This is a genomic window from Chitinophaga sp., assembly GCF_036569185.1.
Classification (GTDB): Bacteria; Bacteroidota; Bacteroidia; order Chitinophagales; family Chitinophagaceae; genus Chitinophaga.
On record NZ_DATCRD010000235.1, the window covers coordinates 1 to 25880 of the forward strand.

The 25880-nt window shown below is 46.3% G+C and carries 15 protein-coding genes; 3 read left to right on the plus strand and 12 right to left on the minus strand.

The window, feature by feature from the left end; translation table 11 throughout:
* From VIM72_RS17675 to VIM72_RS17685, 3 genes are all read right to left on the minus strand, one after another.
* A partial coding sequence (locus VIM72_RS17675; protein WP_332004154.1) for a beta strand repeat-containing protein occupies positions 1-6873 on the minus strand: 6873 nt, incomplete at its 3' end.
* A gap of 752 nt (positions 6874-7625) precedes the next feature.
* On the minus strand, positions 7626-8393 hold the full coding sequence (locus tag VIM72_RS17680; RefSeq protein ID WP_332004155.1) for a nuclear transport factor 2 family protein: 768 nt from the start codon (positions 8391-8393) through the stop codon (positions 7626-7628).
* Positions 8394-8577: 184 nt separating this feature from the next.
* Positions 8578-9447: a helix-turn-helix transcriptional regulator gene (locus VIM72_RS17685; protein ID WP_332004156.1), complete on the minus strand. Its 870-nt coding sequence runs from the start codon at positions 9445-9447 to the stop codon at positions 8578-8580.
* 64 nt (positions 9448-9511) lie between these two features.
* Between VIM72_RS17685 and VIM72_RS17690 the strand changes: the two genes are divergently transcribed.
* Together VIM72_RS17690 and VIM72_RS17695 are read left to right on the plus strand one after the other, a co-directional pair.
* Positions 9512-10120 (plus strand): Crp/Fnr family transcriptional regulator, encoded by a 609-nt coding sequence (locus VIM72_RS17690; protein ID WP_332004157.1) that lies wholly within the window; start codon positions 9512-9514, stop codon positions 10118-10120.
* 52 nt (positions 10121-10172) lie between these two features.
* Complete coding sequence (locus tag VIM72_RS17695) at positions 10173-10775, plus strand: sugar O-acetyltransferase (RefSeq protein ID WP_332004158.1); 603 nt, start codon at positions 10173-10175, stop codon at positions 10773-10775.
* An 8-nt stretch (positions 10776-10783) separates the two neighbouring features.
* Here the strand turns inward: VIM72_RS17695 and VIM72_RS17700 are convergent, their stop codons facing one another.
* The 8 genes from VIM72_RS17700 to VIM72_RS17735 form a co-directional block, all read right to left on the minus strand.
* A complete protein-coding gene (locus tag VIM72_RS17700) occupies positions 10784-11335 on the minus strand; it encodes a dihydrofolate reductase family protein (protein WP_332004159.1) in 552 nt (183 codons plus the stop codon).
* Positions 11336-11445: 110 nt separating this feature from the next.
* Complete coding sequence (locus VIM72_RS17705; protein ID WP_332004160.1) at positions 11446-12438, minus strand: nucleoside hydrolase; 993 nt, start codon at positions 12436-12438, stop codon at positions 11446-11448.
* 49 nt (positions 12439-12487) lie between these two features.
* Positions 12488-15994, minus strand: coding sequence for a carbohydrate-binding protein (locus VIM72_RS17710; protein ID WP_332004161.1), 3507 nt, complete (start codon positions 15992-15994; stop codon positions 12488-12490).
* A gap of 112 nt (positions 15995-16106) precedes the next feature.
* A complete protein-coding gene (locus VIM72_RS17715; protein WP_332004162.1) occupies positions 16107-17576 on the minus strand; it encodes a RagB/SusD family nutrient uptake outer membrane protein in 1470 nt (489 codons plus the stop codon).
* A gap of 11 nt (positions 17577-17587) precedes the next feature.
* Entirely contained in the window at positions 17588-20860 is a 3273-nt protein-coding gene (locus tag VIM72_RS17720) for a TonB-dependent receptor (RefSeq protein WP_332004163.1), read from the minus strand.
* A 255-nt stretch (positions 20861-21115) separates the two neighbouring features.
* Entirely contained in the window at positions 21116-22357 is a 1242-nt protein-coding gene (locus tag VIM72_RS17725; protein WP_332004164.1) for a FecR family protein, read from the minus strand.
* A 124-nt stretch (positions 22358-22481) separates the two neighbouring features.
* Positions 22482-23066, minus strand: a complete 585-nt coding sequence (locus VIM72_RS17730) for an RNA polymerase sigma factor (protein WP_332004165.1) — start codon at positions 23064-23066, stop codon at positions 22482-22484.
* Positions 23067-23133: 67 nt separating this feature from the next.
* On the minus strand, positions 23134-23772 hold the full coding sequence (locus VIM72_RS17735; protein ID WP_332004166.1) for a DUF2306 domain-containing protein: 639 nt from the start codon (positions 23770-23772) through the stop codon (positions 23134-23136).
* A gap of 128 nt (positions 23773-23900) precedes the next feature.
* Here VIM72_RS17735 and VIM72_RS17740 point away from each other — a divergent pair, with 128 nt between their 5' ends.
* Positions 23901-24266 (plus strand): helix-turn-helix domain-containing protein, encoded by a 366-nt coding sequence (locus tag VIM72_RS17740; RefSeq protein ID WP_332004167.1) that lies wholly within the window; start codon positions 23901-23903, stop codon positions 24264-24266.
* A 328-nt stretch (positions 24267-24594) separates the two neighbouring features.
* Here VIM72_RS17740 and VIM72_RS17745 read toward each other — a convergent pair.
* Positions 24595-25880 (minus strand): DUF1998 domain-containing protein (locus VIM72_RS17745; protein WP_332004168.1); only part of this gene is annotated, 1286 nt, incomplete at its 5' end.

A 25880-nucleotide genomic window follows, 5' to 3' on the forward strand; every position in this document is an offset into this window, starting at 1 on the left:
ATTCCCTATATTATTCAGTGTTGGCACCGCATCGTTGGTAGCAAGGTCCTTTATAGTGGAACCGTTAAGCGCCAATGAATTAACAGTGATACCATCCATATCATTATCTCCGTTCACCACTGTATAACTGAAGTTGAGTGCTCTTGCGGTGGAAACACCGGTATAGTTGGCATTCACAGTAGTGGTACCAATAGTAAGGGTGAGATAAGGATTGCCTCCAGCTGTGTTCAGGATAATATCTTCCGTGAAGTTGACGGTGAAGTTCATTACCTGTCCTGTTGTATAGTACTTATCCGCCGGTACGGTCACTGATGCAACTGTTGGTTTGGTGATGTCGTAGTTGATGCTTAACGTATTGGACGCCGTGTTATCATTGTGCCCTATGTTCCGGGCTACATTCGCCGGGATGGTTACAGTTACAATACCATTTGCACCCGGTACCACAGTTATGCTGAAATGTGCATTATCGATCACCGTCAGAGGGCTTGCTGTGCCATTTGTAACCGTTATGTCCCCGCTGGTAAAGCCGGTCACATTTTCACTGAAAGCGATATCAACTGTGAACGGCGTGTTTATGCTGGGAGCGGCGGGAGTAGTAATTGTTACGGTAGGACGAACGGTGTTCACCAATACACCGGAGGTGTTACCAATACTATTCAGTGTTAACACCGCATTGTTGCCGGCCACATCTTTTATGGCTGCTCCATTCAATACCAGTGCGCCCACATTGATACCATCCATATCCATGTCGCCGTTCTGTACGGTATAGCTGAAGTTCATTGCATTTGCACCGTTAGTACCGGTGTAAGCTGCATTAACCGTTGCCGATCCGATCGTGATACCCAGTGTTGGAGTGCCGCCAGTGGTATTAACGAGGATATCTTCATCAAAGTTAATTGTAAAGTTCAGTATGGTACCTGCATTGTAGTACCCGTTTCCAGGAACCGCTACAGAAGTAACCTTAGGAGCAATGCCATCATAAGTATTGGTTAATGTACTGGAAGCCGTATTGCCATTGCTGCCTGTATTTATGGCTGCATCCGCCGGCACGCTGATGCTTACATTACCGTTGGAGGCAGGCGTAACCAGTATGGTGTAGGTAATATTGTCTGCAGTTTGCAGGTTACTGAGTGTTGCATTAACGGCTGTTATATCGCTTATGTCGAAACCGGTTACCGGTTCGCTGAAGGTGACAGTAACAGCGTAAGGAGCATTCACTATGGCTGGTGCTGCGGTAGACAATGTTACCGCCGGATGCTGTGTGTTGATAAATACACCGGTGGTATTACCTGCATTATTTAGTGTAAGGTCTGCATCGTTATTGGCATCATCTTTTATAGTGCTGCCATTTAAGCTGAGCGCAGCCCCCAGTGCGATACCATCCGGATCCATATCTCCAGGTTGTACAGTATAGCTGAATGACAGGCTGCTTGCAGTAGCGGCGGTATAAGCGGCTTTCACAATACCGGAGCTAAGGATAATATTAAGATATGGAGCACCGCCAGCGGTGTTGAGGGAGATGTTTTCACTGAAGAATACCGCGAAGTTCAATATATCACCGGCTTTATAATGACCATTTACAGGTACGACTACCGCATTTACGGCTGGCTTAGTGCCATCGTATGTAAAGTTAAGTGTGTTGGAAGCGAGGTTGGCGTTACCTCCAACATTAACTACTGCATTAGTAGGTATCTGTACGCTTACAGGGCCATTGGTACCTGGTGTTACAGTTAAAGTGAAAGTGATATTGTCCGGAGATGTAAGACCGGAAGCAGTAGCGTTGGTGAGTGAAAAATCGCTTTCGGTTAGTACTGTCACCGGCTCACTAAAAGTAGCTGTTACAGTGAATGGCCCATTGATCAATGCGTTGGCAGCAGAAGTTAGTACTACAGTTGGATTGACAGTGTTCACCCTTACATTAGTGGTATTCCCTATGTTGTTCAGCGTTGGTACCGCGTCGTTGGTGGCGAGGTCTTGTATGGTAGTACCATTCAATGTCAGCGTATTAACAGTAATACCATCCATATCATTATCTCCGTTCACCACTGTGTAACTGAAGTTGAGTGCTCTTGCGGTGGAAACGCCGGTATAGGTAGCATTCACAGTAGCGGTACCGATAGTAAGGGTGAGATAAGGACTGCCACCAGCTGTATTCAGGACGATGTCTTCCGCGAAATTGATGGTGAAGTTCAGTGCCTGTCCTGCTCTGTAATATTTATCCGCCGGTGCGGTTACTGATGCAACTGTTGGTTTGGTGATATCGTAGTTGATACTTAATGTATTGGAAGCCGTGTTATCATTGTGCCCGATGTTCTGGGCTGCATTCGCCGGGACGGTTACAGTTACAATACCATCAGCATCCGGTATAGCTGTTATACTGTAATGTGCATTGTCGATCACCGTCAGAGGGCTTGCTGTACCATTTGTAACCGTTATGTCCCCGCTGGTAAAGCCGGTCACATTTTCACTGAAAGCGATATCGACCGTGAACGGCGTGTTTATGTTGGAAGCGGCGGTAGTGGAGATTGTTACGGCAGGACGAACGGTGTTCACCAATACGCCGGAGGTGTTACCAATATTATTCAGTACTAACACCGCATTGTTGCCGGCCACATCTTTTATGGCTGCGCCATTCAATACCAGTGTGCCCACATTGATACCATCCATGTCCATGTCGCCATTCTGTACGGTATAGCTGAAGTTCATTGCGTTTGTGCCGTCAGCACCGGTGTAAGCTGCATTGACCGTCGCCGATCCGATCGTGATACTCAGCGTTGGTATGCCGCCAGTGGTATTAACGAGGATATCTTCATTAAAGTTAACTTTAAAGTTCAGGGGGCTACCTGCATTATAGTACCCGTTTGAAGGAACAGCTACAGATATAACCTGCGGGGAAATTCCGTCATAAGTATTGGTTAATGTGTTGGATGCCGCATTGCCATTGCGGCCCACATTTATAGCTTTATCTGCCGGTACGCTGATGCTTACAGGGCCGTTGGAGGCGGGCGTAACCAGTACGGTGTAAGTGATATTGTCTGAAGTTTGCAGGTTGCTTACTGTTGCATTCGTTGCTGTAATATCGGTGGCGGCGAAGCCTGTTACGATCTCACTGAAGGTAACAGTTGCCGTGTAAGGGGCATTCACTGTTGCAGGTGCTGCGGTGGACAATATTACTGTTGGGTGCTGCGTATTGACAAATATGGCTGTGGTATTGCCCACATTATTTAATGTCAGGTTTGCATTGTTATTGGCAGCATCATAAATGGTACTGCCATTTAGCAACAGGGAGCTTACCTCAATGCCGTCCATATCCATATCTCCATTCACCACAGTATAACTGAAATTCAGTGCATCTGTACCGGAAGTGCCGGTATAGGCGGCATTTACGGTTGATGAGCCAAAATTAAGGATCAGTTGAGGGTTACCGCTACTTGTATTCAGTGTGATGTTTTCACTGAAGGATATCTTGAAATTCAATATATCACCTGCTTTATAGTAACCACTTGTTGGTACGGCTACTGCATTTACGGTTGGCTTAGAGCCATCGTAGGTAAAGTTAAGTGTGTTGGAAGCCAGGTTAGCGTTACCTCCAACATTAACTACTGCATTAGTAGGTACCTGTACGCTTACAGGACCATTGGTACCTGGTATTACCGTTAAGGTGAAAGTGATATTGTCCGGAGATGTAAGACCGGAAACAGTGGCATTGGTGAGTGAGAAATCGCTTTCGGTCAGTACTGTCACCGGCTCGCTAAAAGTAGCTGTTACAGTGAATGGCCCATTGATCAATCCGTTGGCAGCAGAAGTCAGTACTACGGTGGGATTGACAGTGTTCACCCTAACATTAGCAGTATTCCCTATGTTAGTCAGCGTTGGCACAGCATTGTTGGTAGTAAGATCTTTTATTGTGGAACCGTTAAGTACCAGTGAATTAACAGTGACGCCATCCATATCATTATCCCCGTTTACTACCGTATAACTGAAGTTGAGTCCTGTTGTGGTGGAAACACCTGTATAGGTAGCATTCACAGTAGTGGTGCCGATAGTAAGGGTGAGATAAGGGGGACCGCCGATGGCATCCAGTTGGATGTCCTCATCGAAGTTGACGGTAAAGTTCAGCACTTGTCCAGCTCTGTAATATTGATCTGCCGGTACGGTTACAGATGCAACAGTTGGCTGGGTGATATCGTAGGTAACGCTCAGCGTATTGGATGCCGCGTTACCATTGTCGCCGTTATTCACCGCTTTATCTGCTGGTAAGCTGATACTCACAGGGCCTTCGGCGAGTGGCGTTACTGTTAATGTATATGTGATGTTATCTGTGGTGTAAAGGCCACTGAGCCCCGCAGACACTGTGGTGAAATCACCCATCGTAAGGTCGTTCACCGGCTCGCTGAAAGTAACAGTAACAACAAATGGCATATTAACATAACTGGCCGCAGTAGTAGATAGTGTTACTGTAGGGATAGCAGTATTTACCCGTACAAATGTTGTGTTGCCAACATTATTCAGTGTCAGGTCAGCGTTGTTAGTCGCATCATCCCTGATGGTAGCGCCGTTTAATGACAGGGTGCTTACATTGATGCCATCCGTGTCCATGTCGCCGCTTTGTACTGTGTAACTGAAGTTTAGCCCATTCGTACCGTTAGTGCCGGTACAGGTGGCGTTAGCAACTGCAGTACCGATGTTGAGCCCCAGCGAAGGAACACCGCCGGCTGTATTCAGCGTGATGTCTTCGCTGAATCTGACAATGAAGTCGAGCGTTGTACCTGCTTTGTAGTACCCATTTGCGGGCACCGCTACGGCCGTAACTGTTGGGGCGGTACCATCATAGGTATTATTGAGCGTGTTGGAAGCAGTATTGTCGTTGTCACCGATATTTACAGCCGCACCTGCTGGTAGACTGATGCTTACGGGGCCGTTACTGCCGGGCGAAACCAATACGGTGTAAGTGATATTGTCTGCAGTAAGCGGAGCGCCGACGGTTGCATTGGTTACACTGAAATCATCCCCGGCCAAACCTGTTACGGCTTCGCTGAAGACAATAGTGATATAGAAAGGAGCATTTACTAATGCTGGCGCTGTTGTAGACAGTGTTACGGATGGATGCTGTGTATTGACAAATATACCTGTGGTATTGGCCACATTATTTAATGCCGGGTTTGCATTGTTACTGACAATGTCTTCAATGGTACTGCCATTAAGCAGGAGGGCGCTTACTGCAATACCATTCATATCCATGTCGCCATTCACCACCGTATAACTGAAATTCAGTGCATCTGTACCTGCCATGCCGGTATAGGTAGCATTTACGGTAGATGAGCCAAAGGTAAGACTCAGTTGAGGGGTGCCGCCGGTTGTATTCAGCGTAATGTTTTCGCTGAAATGAACGGTGAAGTCCATTATAGACGATGCTTTATAAAAACCATTGGGTGGTACATCTACTGATGTTACTGAAGGGGGAGTAACATCATTGATGAGGGACAGGGTGTTGGAGGCGTTGTTGCCATTGGCGGCGATATTCTCTGCTACATTGGCAGCTACATTCACGGTTACGGCGCCATCAGTAGTTGGCGAAACTGTTATAGTGTAAGTACGGGAGTCAATAGCAGTGAAGTTAGTTACAGTGCCATTGGAAACAGTCACATCACCTGCCACAAAGTTGATCACGGATTCGCTGAAAGTGATGGTAGCATTAAATGGTGCATTTATGATAGCAGGGGCAGTGCTTGTAACCGCTACGGCCGGATGTGATGTGTTTACACGTACATTCGCCGTAGAGGCAATGTTATGAAGTGTGAGATCGGCAATATTGGTAGCAATATCACGAATGTTTGCGCCGTTGGCCAGAAACGCATTTACTGAGATGCCATCCATATCCATGTCACCGTTCACTACTGTATAACTGAAGGTGATGCTGTTGTTGGTAACGCTGCTGTAAACAGCATCGGCGCCCGCTGATCCTATACCGAGCTTAAGTATCGGAGAACCACCGGTAAGGTCCAGTGTAATGTCTTCATTAAAGGTAACAGTGAAGGTTAATACTTCTCCTTCTTTATAGTAGCGGGGTGCTGGCACCGCTACAGAAGTAACAATTGGACGTGTTACATCATAAGTATACATTAATGTACTGGAAGGTGTGTTCGGATTGTGACCAATGTTTTGAACTATACCTGAAGGCAGACTGATTGGCCGGGTACCTTCGGAAGATGGTGTCATCAACACCTTATAAGTGATATTGTCGGAGGTTGACAGGGAGCTTACCGTTGTATTCAGCACATTGAAATCACTTACACTAAGACCGGACACCGGTTCACTGAAAGTAGCCGTAACAAAAAACGGTGCATTGGTTGGCATAGGCACAGTTGATAATGTTACAGACGGTATGGAGGTGTTTACCCTTACCAGGGCAGTTGAAGGAACGTTTTGTAACACGGTGGAAGCATCGTTACCCAGTGCATCTTTGATAGTGCCACCGTTGTTCTGTAGCAATGGTTGTACAGTGATGCCGTCCATATCCATTTGGCCAAACTGTATAGGATAGCGGAATGTTAGCACATCTGTGCCGCTTCCGCCAGTATATAAAGCCTCTACCACATCAGTGCCAATAGTCAGGTTGATGTACGGAGTACCGGTGGTTTGGTTTACAATGACCACCTGGTCATATTTTACTTTAAAGTCAAGATTCTTAAAAATCCCGTAGTAGTCGTTTAAAGGCACGGTAACACCTGTGATTTGTGGGCCAGTGGCAGCTGTTGCCGTGGAAGAAGGATCTTTAAAACGCGTACCGGATGCAAAGCTTTTGAAACCTGCCAGTATCAGGAAAAGTATCAGCAGGTTCCTGTTGATAGCCAGGGTAAATAGGTTACTCATATAAAACTGTTAAATGCAGGGGAAAGGGTTTTGCCAGTCATTCACTGGTGCTTTCACATCGTAGCGCATTCCTGCTCCCTGATCAAGAATTAATTTTTTGCTTTATTATTGGTTGTACTGATCTTGATAATTTTGGCCGCAGGTAAATCCGGTAAGGGATAAGGTTCTTCTGTCACGCCAGTACGGAGTTGTTATTTTACTTTGATCGGCTAAGGTTGATCCATAGAATCGGTTTTAATGAGGGTTTAATGTTTTCTGAACGCTGTGAATTGCCTTGCCCCGGTTGGTTACTGCCGTATTGGTTATACAAACGGCATTTACATGCGGATCTTTGTATTGGTAGACCTGATAACCGGCATCCGTGAACGCGACACGAAACTCCGGTCCTGCTCCGGCCGCAAGGGTAGGCGGTAGAAAGATAAGTATGAGAGATAAAATAGCGGCATTCTTTGAAAAATGCCTTCTGCTTTGTGTATGCATAGGTTGGGTATCTTACGACACAATAAAATGAGCTCCAAAAAACAGATGTAAAGTTAGTTCCCCTCTAAACGGCAGAATATTACGTTTGGGTTGAGCGGTTTTCAAAAGATGAGGGTTAAAACTTGTTGCGAAAAGTGCTGGACAAATATATATCTTCTTTTTTTCAGGAGCAAGTAAAATTTAACTGGCAAAGCCACTCTCTGTGAGTGGCTTTGGGGGCTGCGCGGCCCTTGTTGATTTATACCGTAATAAAGCTGGATAAGTAAATTGAATCAGTATCCAAACTTACCGTTGTTGTTCTTCCATTCCTCTTTTGCAGGAATTTCTTCAATTGTATCCCAATGTTCTGCTATTTTCCCATTTTCTACCCTGAACAGGTCATAGAAAGAAGTATGTTTACCTCCCAGCTGACCTTCACTTACAACAAGCACAAAGTTGCCTTCGCCTAACACCTGGTGTATTTTATCGTATTTCATGGTAATCCCTGCTTTGGCCATCTCCTCTAATGCTTTTCCTAAACCGGAAAGCTGGTCAGGGATCTGAGGGTTATGCTGGATGTAATTATCACCATCAAAGTAACCTGCTATCTTTTCCATCCGGCCGTTTACCAGGATATCATCTACAAATGATCTTACCAATGTTTTGTTGGCTGCTGTTTTATCCAGGTCTGTTATCTGTGTTGCGCCATCCGTCATGGTATGACCACTGGGATTGGGCCCTGCTGTTGTTTGCAGGTTATCCCAATGCTCCACGATCTTTCCATCTTCAAAACGGAAAACATCAAAACCAATCTTAGGGCCAAAGAAGTTATAATCAGTATGTGCAAATACATAGTTCCCATCTTCAAAAACCCTCACGGTAGTTACTTTTGCAGAACCTTTTGGCAGTTGCTGAAGGGCTGCGCCAAAGCCAGCCAAACCGTCTGCAACTGCCAGGTTATGTTGCTTGTAGTTGTTCGGATTGATGACGGCAACCGGTGCGGCTGCACCTGTTTCAATTGCTTTTAAAAGGTCGGCGACCTGCTGTTTTTTTGTGCTCATGCCTGTATTGTTTATATGTGACGTATTTGTGAGTTTGGGTGAACATGAAGTAATGCTGATGACTGCAGCTATTTTCCATGTTGTTTTTAGTGCTTTCATTCTTCTTTTTTTGTGGTACAAAGATGGCACAAGTAAAAAGGTCGGGAAAGGTAGAAAAGGGAAGAAGAATGATACTTTTGGGAACTTACCGATGAAGGCAGGCTGCCCTGAACTCGATAGGGGTCTTTTCTGTATGCTTACGGAAGTACTTAATGAAATTGGTAGGTTCTTCAAAGCCAAGATCGTAGCCAATTTCTTTAATGGAAAGATGCGTATGGGTAAGCAACCGTTTGGCTTCCAGCATTACTCTCTCATCTATAATAGTTTTGGGCGACTTACCCATTGTTTTGGAGGTGGCATTGGTCAGACGCTTCTCTGATATATTCATCCGGGAAGCATAGCCACTTACTGATTTAAGGGTTTTGAAATGTGCTGCCAGCAAGTCTCTGAATAATATTGTATAGTCAAGGTCGGGGCCTTTGGCGATCTCTTTAAAGCCTTGCTTTCTCCTTTCTCTTTCTGCAAGTAAAAGCAGGTTATGAAGCAGGTTGTGCAAGAGTTGGTAATGGTAGACATCATTGTCTTTTGTTAGCTCTGCTTCAATAGCATTGAAAATAACCTGTAATGAAGGAGAAGAGGCAACACTGATAACAGGAATATCCAGGAGGTCATTGAAAAGAATTGTACTGTGCAGGTACATTGCATCTTCTGCCGTTTTTCCAAAAAAGTTATCTGTAAATAACAGGAGCTTACCATCATGCCTGCTCCTGGTATCAATTGCCTGTACCCTGTCTTTGTTAACAAAGAGGAAGGAAGGTCCTTTTACCTTTACAGGCTCAAAGTCTATAAGATATTCAGCGATTCCCTTTTGCACCCAAAAAATATGATAGAACTCCGCCCTGTGAGGTATAGTAATAGTATCGCGATGTTTTGCAACGGTATCTGCAATTGAAATAATTTCAATTTCCAAAGGAAGCCCTGCTTTAAATTTTACCTGCGTGATTGCCGATTGCATACACAAAAGTATTGGTTTTTAGAATCAGTTGGCTAATTGGTGATAAAGAATAATCTGGCTAAATTTGAAAGAAAGTCCCATATTGAATAAAGATAGAATATCCAACATCGTATCCGGAATAAGGCGTTACTATCATGTTTCAGAAGCTTCTCTTGATCTGCTGGCCGGGCATTTGGAAGAACATAAGTATTCCAAAGGGCATTTGCTTACCAGGCCCGGTACAAAAGACCATTATGTATATTTTATAGAAGAAGGATGTACCCGCACTTATTTTCCTGTAAAAGGAAAGGAGGTAACCAACTGGTTTAGTTGTGAAGGAGATATTACTTTTTCATCTACCTCATTTTATCATAAGATGCCCGCTTATGAATTTATAGAAGTACTGGAAGATGCCAGCATATATTTGATCAGCATTGAAATCCTGGAGCAACTATTCGCATCGGATATAGACCTGGCCAACTGGGGCAGGGTAATTCACCAGGAAGTATTATTTAAAATGCAAACTTTACGGCTGGATAGATTAAATCTTACAGCGCATGAACGGTATGATAAATTTTGCCGGGAAAACCCTACTCTTTTAAACCGGGTAAATTTAGGCTACATAGCTTCCTTTCTTGGTATTACCCAACAGTATTTAAGTAATTTGAGGGCGCAGAACAGGATTTTAAGATAGATGAAAAAAAAGCTCCCAAAAGGATTTTACCTTCGGGAAATAAATACATGAAATGAAGTCTGAGATAGAAAAATGCCTTGATGGACAGCTGTTCAATACCTCTGATAGTGAAATTCAGTCGCTTATTCACAGGGCAAGAAAACTTACCCGGGAATACAATAGTACAGCCAGTGATGATACTTCCAGCCGAAAAGAAATATTATCGCAGTTATTCAATATTATCGGAAGTAATGTGAATATTGATACGCCGTTCTATTGTGATTATGGCAAGCATATTTCCATTGGCAATAATGTTATTATTAATATCAACTGCACTTTTGTTGATTGCAATAAGATTGAAATAGGTAACAATGTACTGATCGCTTCCAATGTACAGATATACACAGCCACACACCCGGTAGAAATGCGGGAACGATTGGTGGAAGGTTGGACAGGGAATGAAGATATCCCCTATTTTCGCACTTTCGCACTGCCGGTTAAAATAGAGGACAATGTGTGGATAGGAGGTGGAGTAATTATACTACCTGGTGTAACCATCGGAAGAAACGCTGTAATAGGCGCCGGCAGCGTTGTAACCAGGTCTATCCCTGAAAATTGTGTTGCCTTTGGCAATCCGTGCCGGCCGGTGCGTTCCATCAATGAATCAGGAGAGTAAATTCCCTGTTACTGTTTCAGGTAATGATGCGCCACACATCCGGATTTGAAAGGGATGGTTTCAACCAGCTTTAAATTAATGTTCTCATGAAGACTGCCATCATCCATCAATCGTCTGCCTTTCCCCACTATTACCGGATGAATAACTAAGCGGAATTCATCGATAAGACCTGCTGTTATCAATTCCGGAAGCAGGCTTACGCTGTCTACCGCAATTTTTTGCCCGGGTTGCTGTTTCAGTTTAAGAAGCTCTTCTGCGGGATTACTACGAATGATCCGCGTATTATCCTGTACACTGTCTAATGTCCGCGAAATAACAACTTTGTCGATAGAAGTAAGTTTTTCCGCAAACCTGTTTTCATCTGCTGTGCCGGATTGGTTTTTTGCAACGTCAGACCAATAGGGAAACATGAGCTGGTACATAACGCGGCCGAAAAAGATCAGGTCTACGCCGTCCATCATTCCTGTGAAATAGTCATGAAGCTCTGCATCAGGAGTAGGAAAAGTGTGATCGCAATACCCATCCAGGCTGATGTTCAAACCGAAAATTACAGGTCTCATTTTAGTGGCTTTGTTGGATTAGAGATATAAGCCAAAAATAAGACATGACATTAAATATGGGGAGGGCAATCCGGACAAATAAAGGGGCTTTCAGGCCAAAGAATATCTCTCTATTTTCCCGGAGCCATCAATGAATCGAATTTGGCAGCAATCCTTCGTGGATCAGCATCTTTGGCAAATTCACTGACCAGGTAGTGACGGTCATCTCTCGGTGCCAGGCGCCACAAATTTGTTCCATCTTCAAAAATATGATTATAACCACGTTCTTCTAATTTGAAGTAAGGCAAATGCCCCTTAACAGCCACATACACGGCAATGATGTCGGCGCTGTGATGCCAGCTCCTGTTCCATCCGTCCAGGAACAGTTGGTAAGCACGGGCCATAGGGGTGTGTTTATATTTTTCCTGGAAGAAGATCCTGCCTGTTTGTACACTATCCGCGAAAGCACCGCCCCCGGTGAAATAGATGCGTGTGGGCCATTCTGCCACCACATGCCGGGTAGAGCGCGGGTCGGGTTTGAAATTACCCCATGGATTTGGATCCACATCAGCAGGGTATCTGCCGCCCATACATACAATGTGTTTTACTTTTTTTCTTACCAGGTCAGTACCATTTAGCCTGCTGAATTGATCTGGCCCGGACTTTAATAAGTTGGAAAGATTGGTTAGGTCGCCCACTGTTACAACCACCACGCCGGTATCCTGTTGGGATGCCAGTATTTTCCGGTACAGCATTGTGGCGTCCGGTGTATTTTCATCCAGTTGGGCATTATGTTTAAATTCTTCGCAAAGACTGCGTGCATATTTCGACTTATGGTACACCCCAAACCGCTGAACCGCGCCGATGGGAATATTGGGTCTGCCGTAATAGGTGTTGATTGCATCCACCGCTCCGGGCGACCAGGGATTAAGACCGGATACCATTACCGCCAGTATTTCCGCATCTCTCCGGTTAGCAAACCCGTGAAGCATGGCCAGTGCACCTACATCATCCACATCGGAATCCATGTCCGTATCAAAAATAATTTTTACATTTTGTGCTAACGCCGGATGAAATAACAACAGGTTAATGATCAATAAACCGATATACTTCGCTCGTTTCATAATGGCAGTAAAAAGCCGCCCCATTCGGGGATGGGGCGGCTCCTTGTTTTTAGATTTTAATAATCCGGAAGGTTTTGTTTTTCTTGTCGCCTTCCAGTATCAGCATATAAGTGCCCGCTGCCAAAGCGCTGATGTCTTTGCTGATTTGCCGCTCACCTTTCTGAATATTCCATTGCCGCAATATGTTGCCACGGATATTCAGCAGTGTCAGCCGCCGGTACGATTGACCACGCAGGTCTATGGTCAGTTGCCCGTTGGTTGGATTGGGATAAAGGACAGGCCCTTTGCTATCTGTTTCTTCCGCAGGATATTCAGTTTTACTGTAAGCCATACGGGCGGCTGGTTCGTTTTCCGCGCAATTATCAATACTGAACCAGTTGAATTTCGGACTGCCGGATAATATATGCACACCGGTATAATTGAGTGCGGGCAGCCTGATAGTGTCCGTAATGGTTTGCCATACACCACCGGTGGATGGTACATAGATGGTATCAAATTTATAGGTACTGTGCCCGATCCATATTTTAGACGGAGCGGTGGATAATACCCTGAAACTGATATTGTACCTGCCGGCAACAGGAACTACCAGGTTACTGTATGCAAACCAGTCGCCTCCTTTCAGGCTGGTAAAGTTCTGTCCTCCGCCTGTGTCTGTACAGGTTTCCAGCACCGGTCCGGGAGCGCGGTTGGAAGCGCTTTCAGCTTCGTACTTATTATTAACGGTACAGGTATAATCTACAGTTACAACAGCGGTATCGGATATACCATTTCCTGAAGCGATGATAGCGAATGTGCCGGGTGTAGCGCCGGCGGTAAAGACGCCGTTTGTATCGATGCTGTTTCCTGATCCGGTTACGTTCCAGGTGGGCTTAAAGGTAAATGGATTGTTGCGCTGGTCATATCCTTTTGCCACGTATTGCTGGGATGCACGTAACGGTACTGTTAAGGAGTCTGGTGTGATCGTGATGCGTGCCAGTGCAGGCGGATTAATTACATGCACAATAGCAGTGTCTTGTTTGTCTTCGGCAGTAGCCATCACCAGGTAATCGCCTGCCACATTACCATTAAACAGGCCGCTGCTGCTGATACTGCCGCTGTTAGAGGCGGACCATACCGGCGATATAGGCAACACGCTGCTATCCTGTGCATAACCTGTTGCAGAAAACTGCTGCACCTGCCCGGAAGTAAGAGTAGCGCTGTCTGGTGTTACAACAACACGGTTGAGATGAACGGAGTCTGAACGGATAAAACGCAGCCAGTTGAAGTTCCAGCCGTCTTTATTGGCAATAATACGGATGGTTTGCTGACCTTGTTCCAATCGTATAGGCGCCGACGTTACAGTGATCCATTTCTGCCATCCGCCGCTTGCAGGCAGGCTTACGGTTTGCAGTGTAGTGGTATCCAGTTGGGCCCGGAGACTGGAAGCGCCATTGGCGGCAACCCGGAATTGTATCCTGTAGGTATCGCTCACCGGTACATCAATATCGTACTCAAACCAGGTGCCGGGGCCTATGTAGCTCAGGTCAATGCCACCTCCAACGTCTGAACAGGGTTCCGTGTGAGTGGAATTACTATTGTCAAAATTTTCCGCTTCTATTTTAGCGGGAATGGGCTTATAGTTGGGAGTACGACGGGTCACGAAAGCAGTGCCGGTTTTGGTGGTACTGTCTACAGTAGCAGTAACGATTACCTGCCCCGAGTTGTTCAACGTGGCGAGTCCATTGGCAGTTATCGTATTACCCGTGCCGGTGATGCTCCATACCGGTGTAATCGCCATGGGATGTCCGTTCTGGTCCAAAGCGCTTGCGGTATACTGTTGTTGTTTCCCCGGGAGGAACGATAAGTCGGCAGGCGTTACCGTGATGCTGTCCAATACTGGTGTACCAAGACCTTTCTGGTAAACGCGTGCATAGTCTACCAGCATACTGTCGGGCCAGTCTGCATCCACGATTGTACCACCCATTCCACCGCCAATGCCCACGTTCAGGATGAGATGGAATTTCTGGTCAAATGGCCAGTCTTTCCAGTCGGTATGCGGGTTGGCATAAGACAGGATCAGCGTGGAATCATACCTGAACCGGATAGTATCCGGGGCCCATTCCATGGCGTATATGTGGTATACCGTATCAACATCCATCAGTTTTTTACTGTTACTGATGCCTCCGCCATTGGTCCAGTTATGGTTCTGTGTGTGAACTGTTGCCAGTACCGTTCCGAAGTTATTGCCAATATGTTCCATAATATCCAGTTCCCCGCTTTTAGGCCATCCGCCATAGGCGCTGGTGGTGGGCATCAGCCAGATAGCAGGCCAGGAGCCGCGTGCGCGGGGCAGCCTGGCTCTCACTTCCACCTTGCCATAAAGAAAATCAAATTTGCCTTGCGTGATAAGCCGGGCGGAAGACCAGGGCTCTGTAGTATTTCCCGTAGGAAAATCTTTTTTTCCTGTAATCACCAAACGGCCGTTTCTCACCTGGGCATTATCATGAGTGGTGTCTGTATACACCTGTTGTTCTCCATTGATCCATCCCTTAGGGCGGGGATCCACTGTCCATTTGGTCCGGTCCGGTTTACCATTGCCATTGAATTCGTCGGCGAATATCAGCGTCCAGTTGGGATTGCCTTCAAATACCACGTTTCCTTTGGCCGTATAGGCGGCAACGTTAGCAGTGGTCAGCTCTGCGCCGGCTATGCTGAGTTTCAGGGCAGCCCTTGAATAATTAGCAGGGGAATTGCCGCTGAGTGTAATACTTGCCGTGCTGTCATTTACCCGCGTAACACCGCTGATGGTAACACCAGGTGGCAAATTGGCGGCCGACCAGTTAGCCGGGGTCAGCGTAGGCTTCAGCGTACCACCTATTACGGATGCTGTCAGTACCGCGCCATTTTCATGCCCCATCAGGATGGTGGTGTCTTTTAACACAATGGCGGTGGGATTGGGTCCCTGTACCAGGTCGAAATACAGGATACCATTGGCTTTTTTGCCATCAATATACTGTATGGCGATGGTGTTGAAATCCGTCCGGTTCTTTACGCTCTGGAAGTTGTACGTGGCTTCTTCCCAGTGGTTCACACGGGAAGGCTTGAAGGTAAAGAATACGGCCTTGCTGTAGTTGTTGCCGGGTTGCAGTTTGAACATGATTTCATCCAGCGTACTGCTGTACACGAGCATTTTGAATGTACTGTTGGCAGAAAGATCAAATGAATCTCTCAGCTGACAGCTCGTGCTCATATACTCAAAGCAGCTGGTGTCTTTTGTGAATTTGGCTACCAGGGGGCTGGTATTCAGGCCGGAAGGATTGGGATTGGCTACGCCAAATTCAACCTTACCGGTGGTGGTATTGCCGGCGTAATAGGTCCATTTGCCGGAGCAGAGGCCATGCCCCTCCATATCATCCAGCAGCAGGTATTGCGCGTTAAGTGTACAGCACAACAAACAAAACGGCAATAAGAATACAGGAATTTTTTTCAATCGGTTACCGCAAAATTGCAGCAGCCGATCGGTACGTCGCAAAGAGATCTTTCTGCGAACGTTCGATTTTGGTTTGCTAGTTTTCATAACGGAATTGTTTAAAGTGGAATTAGCCGGTACAGCTATTGGCTGTACCGGCAGGGTTTATCGGGCTTCGGGTATTTAAAAAGAAATGATAGGAGCTTCATTCGTCTATAGGTCATAAGTTGGGGTTCACTGCCGCATCTGCGCCGGGTATAGGCATCCAGTAGTTTGCTTTGGTAATATTGCCGCCCGGCTGCAGATCGCCTGCCGCCTTATTGGCATTGGCGGCTTCTACCTGCTCCAGTCTTACCAGGTCAAACCACCGGTTCCACTCACCGGCAAATTCCCAGGCCCGCTCGTTTACAACAGCAGTGGCAAAGCTGGCGCCCGACATACCGGCTGGTAAGTCAGATAAACCGGCCCGGCGCCGTACAGCATTAACTGCCGTATAGGCGTCACTGTTAGGCGTACCTGTAGAACGCGCCTGCGCTTCCGCATAAATCAGCAGTACATGCGCATAACGCATCATAACCACCGGGTTATTGGACATGTATACATCTTTCTTACCAGACTGGATAGTGAACTTTTTATAATAAGGATGATGGGTGCTGGTTTGTTGCCAGGGAATAGTAGTGCCGTTACTCAGTTTGAACTCGGTGCTGAAAGTGGCGTCTTTCCTGGGGCCTTCAGGGAAGTTGTTGAAGAAATTTAACTCAGGGAAGAAGTCGCTCCACCCTCCTTCATCTTCCGGCATGGTAGATAACCCGTAAAAGGAATTGTAGGTGACCCAGCTTCCGCGTGTAAGAAGGGTAAATACATCTTCCACGGTTCCTCCTGCAAAAATTTTCAGGTAATCGCCGGAGTAAAGATCAAAACTGTAAAGCGCTTTGTTGTCGATCACCTCTTTGGCTTTGGCGGCTGCGAGCGCATACTTTGCCTGGTCCTTCAGCGGCCAGCCTGCTTCTGTGAGATATACATCTGCTAACAGGGCTTTTGCAGATCCCTTATTAGGCCGCCCTCCGCTACGTCTGCCATTAGGCATCCATTCTTCCGCCCGGCGAAGGTCTGCTTCTATCAGTTGGTATATTTCTGCCGGCTTGCTTTTCTTCAGGTTAAGATATTCCGGTGTGTATTTCTCTGAAGGAATGATGGGCACTTCTCCCCAAAGCCTTGTGAGCCAGTAATAGGAAAGCCCGCGAAGGTAGCTGGCTTCGCCCACTATCGCCCGGATAGTGTCCTGGTTGCCATTCAGTACCTTGTCATAATTGTTAATGATGTTGGTGGTAGACTGTATCGTTTTATAACAGCCCAGCCAGATGGGATTCATCCGGCTGTTCAGTGATGATACTTTAAAAAGATCAAACTCCCTGAACTCCTCTTTATTGGAGCCGGGATGTGTGGTGAGATCATCGCCGCCCATGGTCATGGCAATCTGCGATACAGTGGTGAAACCACTTGTCCAGGGCACCATCAGGCTACCGTAAGCGCCTGTAAGTACGGTTTCCAGGCCCGCCTGGCTGCTTAAAGCATCGTCGCCAGCCACCAACCCTTTCGGGCTTTCTGTTAGTTCCTTACTGCATCCGGCTGCCAGGATCAGGCAGAGGAACAGGTATATTGTATATCTCAGGTAGTATCGTATAGTCATAACTGTTATTTTTAAAAGCTCAGTGTTACTCCCCCGGTGATGGTTTTTACATTCGGATAAGTTCCAAAATCAATGCCCTGGCGGATATCGCCGGATGATGAATTGCTTTCAGGATCTATGCCGGAATAGTTGGTCCATGTCAGGAGATTAGTGGCGCTTACAAATAGTTTGATGCCGGCAATATTTTTCAGTTTTGATTTGGAAATATTATACGCCAGGCTGATATTTTTCAGGCGAAGGAAATCTCCTTTTTCCAGGAAGCGGGTGCTTTGCGTGAAGTTCCTGTTAGTTGAGCTGAAGGCAGGTATATCGGATGTTTCATTCACGCCGGGAATATACCGGTCTTTGATATCCACATAAGTGGCTTCACGTGCATCTGCGCCATAATACATGGCAACGGCTTTGTTGTAGTTCAGCCTGTCGAACCCAAAGAGCCCCTGGAACAGCAGGTTCAGCGTAAATGCCTTATAGGTGATAGTGTTGTTCCAGCCAATGGATGTTTTCGGGATACCGGTACCGATGATGTGATAATCGTCTGCATCTATTTTCCCATCATTGTTAAGGTCTACATAGCGGGAATCGCCTGGCTTGGCGCCATACTCACCTGCTTTGGTATCGCCCGGCTTCCATGTGCCGAGATAGGTGAGGCCCCAGATAGCGCCCAGTGGCTGGCCCGGCATCACTACAAATTCGGATTGGGGGGACATGCCGCCGCCAATCTTACGGGTGTTAGGGTCAAAGATCCTTGTTTTACCTTCGCCCAGGGAAACGACCCTGTTCTTAATGAACGATACATTGAACCCGGTGTTCCACCGAACAGCTCCATTACCGATTACATCGCCATCAACAGAAAATTCCCAGCCTTTATTTTGCACAGCTCCTACGTTGCGTGTAATAGAGTTGCCTCCCAGGTACATCGGAACGCTTTCCTGCAACAGCAGATCGCGTGTATCTTTAATAAAATAATCTGCACTAACAGAAATTCTACCCTTCAGCAACCCGATATCTACTCCCACATCTTTCTGTTCTGTGGTTTCCCATTTCAGATCAGGGTTACCGATATTGCCAATCACTAACCCTACCTGGTGACTACTGTTATTAAACGATGCTGGTATATTTGAATAGGATGAAATTGTGCTGTAAGGATTAATGGCCTGGTTACCGGTTAGTCCCCAGCTTCCACGCAGTTTTAAATAATTGATAGCGCTCACCTGTTGCATAAACGGTTCATTACTTACTACCCATCCTGCCGACACGGAAGGGAAATAGCTGTACCTGTTGCTGCCACGGAACCTGGAAGAACCATCCCTTCTTATTGCAGCAGATAAAAGATACTTATCATTATAGCCGTAGTTGACACGGCCTACCAAAGAAAACAATGCCCATTTGGAATAACCGGAACCTGGACTGCCTGCTGTGCCAAGAGCAAGGTTATTCCATTGAAAGTTTTCATAAGTAAGGTTGGAAGATCCGGCAGAAGAATAATTGTAGGTAGATTGCTGATATTCCATTACAGCCGTAGCGTCCAGGCTGTGCACGCCGTTGAACACCCTGCTGTAATTCAGGGTATTGGTATTTTGAAGCACAATTTCTTTGTTGGTTCTTATACTGGCGCTGGAAGTATTGTTATTGGTGATTTTTCCACCAAAGGATTTGTCTTCATACTGCAGGAAGTTAGCTCCATATTGCATATTGAAAGTCAGTCCCGGCAGGATCCCGAATTTAAAACCACCGATAACGTTCGCCAGCATCCTGTCTCTTACTGCCAACCTGTCGACGGTAAGCGCCAAGGGGTTGTAAGACAGTGAGCCTACAGGATCGCTTACTACAAAGCTGCCGTCTGCATTACGCACGGGCGTTGTCGGAGCCCAGGTGATGGCTTGTGCCAGCGGGCTGCTGGCGCCATCAGCGGGGATATCTATATTTTGCGCTGTACTGTAAGACCCGGTAATATTCAGAAAAGTAGAGATAGTATTGGTCAGGTTAGCGTTGATATTGGAACGTAAGGTATATCGCTTGTAGAAGGAGTTGTTGATCACACCGTCCTGGTTGAGATAATTGCCGGAGATAAAATAGCCGCTTTTATCGGTACCACCCGCTAAACTGAGCATATATTCCTGTGAAGGCGCTCTTCTGAAAATCTCATTTTGCCAGTCGGTACCACCTTTGGCGCGGAAATCCGCGATCTGTGCATCTGTGAATTTGGGTGTAGTGCCAACAGCCGTAGCATGTGCATTAACGGTTTCTGCAAAGTCGGCCGCGTTCAGCAGGTCCAGTTTTTTAATAACGGTGGATGTTGACTGCCGTGTTGTGAAATTTACTTTCAATCCGCCCTTACTGCCTTTCCGGGTGGTGATCAGGATTACACCGTTAGATCCGCGACTACCGTAAATAGCAGTGGCTGCTGCATCTTTCAGTACCTGTACAGAGGCGATATCATCCGGGTTAATGGCAAAAAATTCTGCGCCCACAAAGCCATCCACCACGTATAACGGGTCGTTACCACCATTCACAGAATTGGAGCCACGGATGCGGATGCGGGCGGCGCCGCCGGGAGAGCCGGCGGAATTGGTTACCTGTACACCTGTAGCGCGGCCCTGTAATACCTGGTCGAGGCGGTTCACCGGCGCGTCCTGGAAATCTTTGGCGGTAATGGAAGAGATAGCGTTCGTGAGCGTACCTTTCTTTTGTTCTCCATATCCTACTACTACCAGTTCATTGATATTGGAAGAAGAGGGCTCCAGTGCGAGCGACAATTCCTTCTTCCCGTTCAGCGGCATTTCCACTTTGTTGTAGCCAATGGAGGAGATCACGAGCACGGCGTTGCCATCAGGCACCCTGATTACATATTCTCCATCCGGATTGGTGACTACCCCTTTCGTGGTACCTTTTACCAGCACGGTAACACCGGGCAATGGCTCTCCTTTTTCATTGGTGATCCTGCCCCTGACTTCCTGGTCGGGCGGGGCTACCACTTCATCTGCCGCAGGTTTACGTTTGATGACGATGGTTTTGTCTGATATGCTGTAGGTAAAAGGTATTCCCCTGAAGCAGGCATCCAGTGTTTCTTTCAGGGAAGCGTCTTTTAATTGCAGGTTTACCCTCCGTTCCTGCAGCATTTGTTCATCGGTATAAAGGAAGCTATAACCCGTCTGTTTCCTGATCTCCTGGAAGATCTTGTCCAGTGGCGCATTGCTCCTTGAAATGGTAACTGTTTGAGAATACCCTGTTGCATGCACCTGCAGTAGGGCAACGGTTAGTAAGAGTACCGTTAATTTCATCATCAGTAATATTTTTTTCGATAATCGTGGAAGTTTTTTATCCCACGCAGCACGAAGCTGCCTGCTTTGGGAATAAAGCATCAATTGCATACTTTTGTATGGTTTGGGTAAATAATGAATTATTGCTACGAGCGATTTTACATACAGACCCAACTTTCGCCGGAAGCGGGCCAACGCTTCCGGTTTTTTGTATCTGTATGGGTACGGGGAGTGGAATTTTTAAGGACCCATATTGTATCAGTTTTTAGTATAAATGCATCAGGGAGATACGATGATCTGTTTCCCTTTGATTTCAAAGTGTACTTCTCCGGTCATTTCCATCATTTTTAATACCTGCGATACCGGCACATTCCTGGGGATGATACCACGGAAATGCGCAGGCACAGGAGCGGTGTATATCACATCCACATCATACCAGCGTGCGATCATGCGCATGATAGATGTTATATCATTCCCATCCAGCTGGATAAGGCCGTTTTTCCATGCTACTGCTTCTTCGGTGTCTACCTGTTGTTGTAAGGCAAGCGTATGATGTTGCCTGTCCAGGTAAGCGCCCTGGCCTGGTGCCAGTTGTTTACTGACGCCGCTGCTGCTGACTTTTACTGCGCCTTCCAGCAATGTGGTTTTCACCAGGGTTTCATCGGCATATGCCATGATATTGAATTGTGTGCCCAGCACGGCCACTTCCATGCTATCATATTGGCCGGTGCGCACCATCACTTTAAACGGCATTGCTTTGTTATGCGCTACCTCAAAGTAGGCTTCCCCGGTTAGCTCTACCTGCCTGGAAGTTCCTTTGAAGGCAACAGGGTATTTTAGTGAGCTGGCAGCGTTAAGCCATGCTTTGGTTCCGTCGGGTAAGGTTACCTGGAACTGCCCGCCCCGTGGTGTACGCAGGGTATTGTATTGAACAAGGTCAACATTTTCCGGGCCTCCTGTTTGCTGGGTATACAGCAGTTGCCCGCCGGCTGGTTGTATAATGCTGGTGTTGCCCTGTTGTGTCAGCGCTTTGTTGGCAGTACTGTCCAAAGGAATCTCGGTGCCGTCTGCCAGCACGAGCATGGCTTTGTTCCCACCGGGAGTAACGTCATTTGATACCTGTGAGGAAGCGATAGTTGTGGGTTTACGGGCAGCTGGCCGCAAAAACCAGTAGAAGCCGAAGGATAATACCATTACGGCGGCAGCAGCTGAGATCCAGCGCCATGGGTTGAGGCGGATAACAGCAGGCGATAAACCGGTTTCTTCTGTTGAATTATCGTCCTCACTTTCCGGCTTATCAGCTGTGAGGATCCTGCTTGCGATATCATCCCAATAGTTCATATCATAGCCAGCAGTGGCAGTATCCGGAAGCTGCTTTAACAGCATTGCTTCTACCTCCCGGGTAATGCTGCCATTATTATCTTCCCTGATCAGCGTTATTAATTCCTGCAACTCCGTATCAGTAGCAGAGCGCTGCATTGCCTGCCCAAGCAGGTATGTAAGGCGGTTTTGTGTTGACAATTTGAGATTGGTTTACAGTTTTTAAACGGGATGATTTTGGTGTGTTCTTCAAACGTGAAATATCCCTCCTTATATAAAAGACGCGCAAGTTTTCATTTAGGACCCATGGGAGGGAAAAATATTTTTACAATTTCAGCAACCACAGGATAAGCAGGGGAAACAGCATGCCCAATTGCTTCAGGTGCCCGCGGATGGAATGCAGGGACCGTACAAGGGAATTCTTTACAGTATTGGGCGACAGGGAGAGCTTTGCTGCTATTTCAGGGATCTTCAGTCCCTGTTCCCGGCTTAGCAGGTATATCCGTTTGGCCTGTGGCGGTAATTGCTGTACCGCAATGCCCACCTGTTCTTTCATAAAAGCGTAGGTCATATCCTCTTCCGGGCTAAATACCGGCTCCACTGGTGTAAGACTGGCTACGGCCCTATGATGCACCGCCTGTTTACGCAAATAGGTAAAGCATTGATAAAGAGCGATACGGTATAACCAGGAACGGGGCTGTTCTATTGCTTTCAGTTTATCGCGGCTTATCCACAGCCTGAGAAAAGTTTCCTGGATGATATCTTCTGTGACAGATTCATTTTGGATAATGCGGAACGCCATTGCCCTTAAGTGAGGAACATATAGGTGAAAAAGCTGTCTGAAAGCAGTTTCATCGCCTTCTGAAATTAATTGAAAAAGTTGGTTGTTATCCTGTAGGTATGCATTCATGTGGGACAGCCTTCCCCGCGAAAGTAGGAAAACATTTTATTTCCTGATGATACAGACCCGGAGCCGGCTATTTTGCCAGCCCCTTCCTGCTGCGGAGGATTTCATACACATAAAGTGGTACTGCCCAGCCCATCCAGAACAATGGCGTAGATATTTCTTCGTAGCTGCCCAGCTGCTGCACATAAGGGATCTTATAGGCAAAACCCGAAATGAGGAAAGCCACTGTAACAATATAACTGCGTGTCATCCATTCACGGTGCAGCTGAAACTTCCTTTTTACCGCGGCATAATAAGCTACGAAAGTAGCGCTGATCCATACGGCTGCCCATACCTGGAGTGTAAAGGCATTGGCCCAGTTCACTTTGTAGGCTGTAGTAAAGGCCAGCACCAGGGCGCAGCTGCTGCTCACCAGGATTGCCAGCAGGTATATAAAGCCAATAAAGCGATGCAGCTTCCAGCTGTAGTTACGCAGCTTTGGCCAGAACTGGATTATACCGGTAATAAGCGCTCCGCCGCCTGCCGTAATATGCGCGATCAGCACCCAGCGTACTTCGAAATATTTGCCAAGGGCTTCGGGTGTCAGTTCCAGAAAACGGTCGGCTCCATGCATAAACAGCCAGGTGATAAAAATGACGGCAATCCAGATCAGTAAAGGAATGATGTCGGTGCGGGAGGGACTGAATGCCGCTTTGCTCTTGTTGTTCATCTCTAATCTTATTTTTTTACAAAAGTCCTGCCCGGCCAGCAGCCATACAATAACCGAAAAAAGATTCGGTAAGCATGCATTATCATTCCTTATGAAGGAATGCTTAATTTTACTGAAACCTATATGCGATGTACACCAAAAAGATAGAAGAAGACCTTGACTGTGGTATCCGCGTAGCAGCGAAAATGTTTGGCGGCAAATGGAAATGCTGCATCCTCGATGCTATCAACAGGGGCATTAACCGCCCGGCCGATATTGGACGCTATATAACTGATGCTTCGGCACGTGTGATCGAAATGCAATTAGCCGAACTGTTGTTCTTTGGCGCTATTGAAAAATGTGCGGAAGAAGGCTTTCCCAAGCGCACCGAATACCGTCTTACCTCACTTGGCGAAAGTATATTGCCCATCCTGGAGCAGATGGACCGCTGGGGCCTTACCCATTCTGAATTTATTAAGGAACGGCAACGGGAGCTGGAAAGTGCGGAGCTGTAGAGCAAGAAGGTTGCTTCTACAAAAAAAAAGCGGGAGCATCCTGTGATACTCCCGCTTCGCGGGCTGAACGGGATCACAATCGAACCCCTTGTACCACTTCTTACCTTTATAGGAAACATTGAATTAGATAAATCAATTGAAAACGAAAAGACCTTAAGGCCTTTGGAAAAAGCAAAGATTAGTCGAAAAGGTCCTAAACTCCGGTAGTGGAATGTTGGTAGGCACAAAAAACAGATTTATGACATTGAAAATCATTAGGTTGATAACGATTCAAGAATTCCGTTGTATTTAGTGTTTTATATTGTTTTTTTAATGCATTGTCATTTTTTTATAACGTATTCTTAAAATATCCAAACTCTCCATCCACTAGCATCCTTCTATCCAACGCCAAATTTCTTTCTTCACATGCTGTTTCTGATACCAGAGCACAAGAAAAACAGGCGGAAAGATTAAGGTTGAACAGGCCCTGACCTTCATCTTCCCAGCATAAAGGATCGGAAGAACAATCCAATGCTCTCTCCATTGCTTTGACGATCAGTTTCGTCATACGCTCGGGTTGTACCTGCCAGATAAGACCGCCCATACTACCTTCCGAACCATCTGCAGTATAGATCAATACGCCTGACATTTCAGGAGAGATGTATAAACGTTCTTTAAGACTGGCAGTGGGATAGCCGCAAGAGAACTCAAGCTCTCGCATAATGAGGTGGGAAAAGGTATGTATCAATAATACTTTAGCACCGTCGCGTTGTATCCTGCGTCGGAGTGCATTCCCATTGAAGCTGCCACCAGTTGGCATTAAAGAAGCGATACGCTTAGACAAGACTTCCGCCAGTGAAGTATTCCATTCTTCTAATGTTTCTGCATTAAATTCAAAGAAGATACCTTCTCCGTAGTTCTCTACAGCGGGTAATATAAACACTTCTTCAGGAGTATTGGAAAAAATATTTTTACAGTTGCTTGTTACCACTTTACCTCCTGGTACAATAACACGTTCACTCGGTGTCACACGGTTAAAGTCCAATTGTACTGAGGTGACCTTTAGTTCTTCTATCTTTTGGATCTTTTTAAAGTATGTCTTGAGTGTATCATTCAATGGCATATCAGCGAACATTAGGCCATCTTCCAGATACTTTTCATTTTGACTGAAGACATCATATTCTTCTTTGCGGTACACTTCGTGCAGATCATTATCCTTTTGGTATGAGGATACATTAATACCTTCTATAAAAACTGTTCTTAACTGCTGGATCGCGACTACCTGATCCTCTACTTTTGCATTGTACTCTTGCAGCAATTCTGCATTGATGCGTCTTTCTGCCCAATCTTCTCTGGTCTTATCAAGATCGGTTAGAGCATTATATTTTTGTTCGCAGATTTTAAGCAAACGATCTATCTCGGATGGGATTCCCTTCAACAAGGTATTAGGGATGTAGATGCTACTGAAAGTATTAGCAAAATAAACGTTGTTACCTGTTACTAAAGCCACTTGCATAGTGGCTCTTTGGCCGCTTTTATCACAGCAGCCTGCTTCAAAAGGAATACCATTGTTATCGTCTAATGGTATTTCCCATGGTTTGTGACCTGGGCATAAAGGTTCAAGATTATTAATCC

What these genes read in the sequence shown, in the direction of transcription:
- VIM72_RS17720 (WP_332004163.1), bottom strand. Translation starts at nt 20,860, where the DNA reads ATGATGAAATTAACGGTACTCTTACTAACCGTTGCCCTACTGCAGGTG.
- VIM72_RS17680 (WP_332004155.1), bottom strand. Translation starts at nt 8,393, where the DNA reads ATGAGCACAAAAAAACAGCAGGTCGCCGACCTTTTAAAAGCAATTGAA.
- VIM72_RS17730 (WP_332004165.1), bottom strand. Translation starts at nt 23,066, where the DNA reads ATGAATGCATACCTACAGGATAACAACCAACTTTTTCAATTAATTTCA.
- VIM72_RS17715 (WP_332004162.1), bottom strand. Translation starts at nt 17,576, where the DNA reads ATGACTATACGATACTACCTGAGATATACAATATACCTGTTCCTCTGC.
- VIM72_RS17700 (WP_332004159.1), bottom strand. Translation starts at nt 11,335, where the DNA reads ATGAGACCTGTAATTTTCGGTTTGAACATCAGCCTGGATGGGTATTGC.
- VIM72_RS17740 (WP_332004167.1), top strand. Translation starts at nt 23,901, where the DNA reads ATGTACACCAAAAAGATAGAAGAAGACCTTGACTGTGGTATCCGCGTA.
- VIM72_RS17705 (WP_332004160.1), bottom strand. Translation starts at nt 12,438, where the DNA reads ATGAAACGAGCGAAGTATATCGGTTTATTGATCATTAACCTGTTGTTA.
- VIM72_RS17695 (WP_332004158.1), top strand. Translation starts at nt 10,173, where the DNA reads ATGAAGTCTGAGATAGAAAAATGCCTTGATGGACAGCTGTTCAATACC.
- VIM72_RS17710 (WP_332004161.1), bottom strand. Translation starts at nt 15,994, where the DNA reads ATGAAAACTAGCAAACCAAAATCGAACGTTCGCAGAAAGATCTCTTTG.
- VIM72_RS17735 (WP_332004166.1), bottom strand. Translation starts at nt 23,772, where the DNA reads ATGAACAACAAGAGCAAAGCGGCATTCAGTCCCTCCCGCACCGACATC.
- VIM72_RS17685 (WP_332004156.1), bottom strand. Translation starts at nt 9,447, where the DNA reads ATGCAATCGGCAATCACGCAGGTAAAATTTAAAGCAGGGCTTCCTTTG.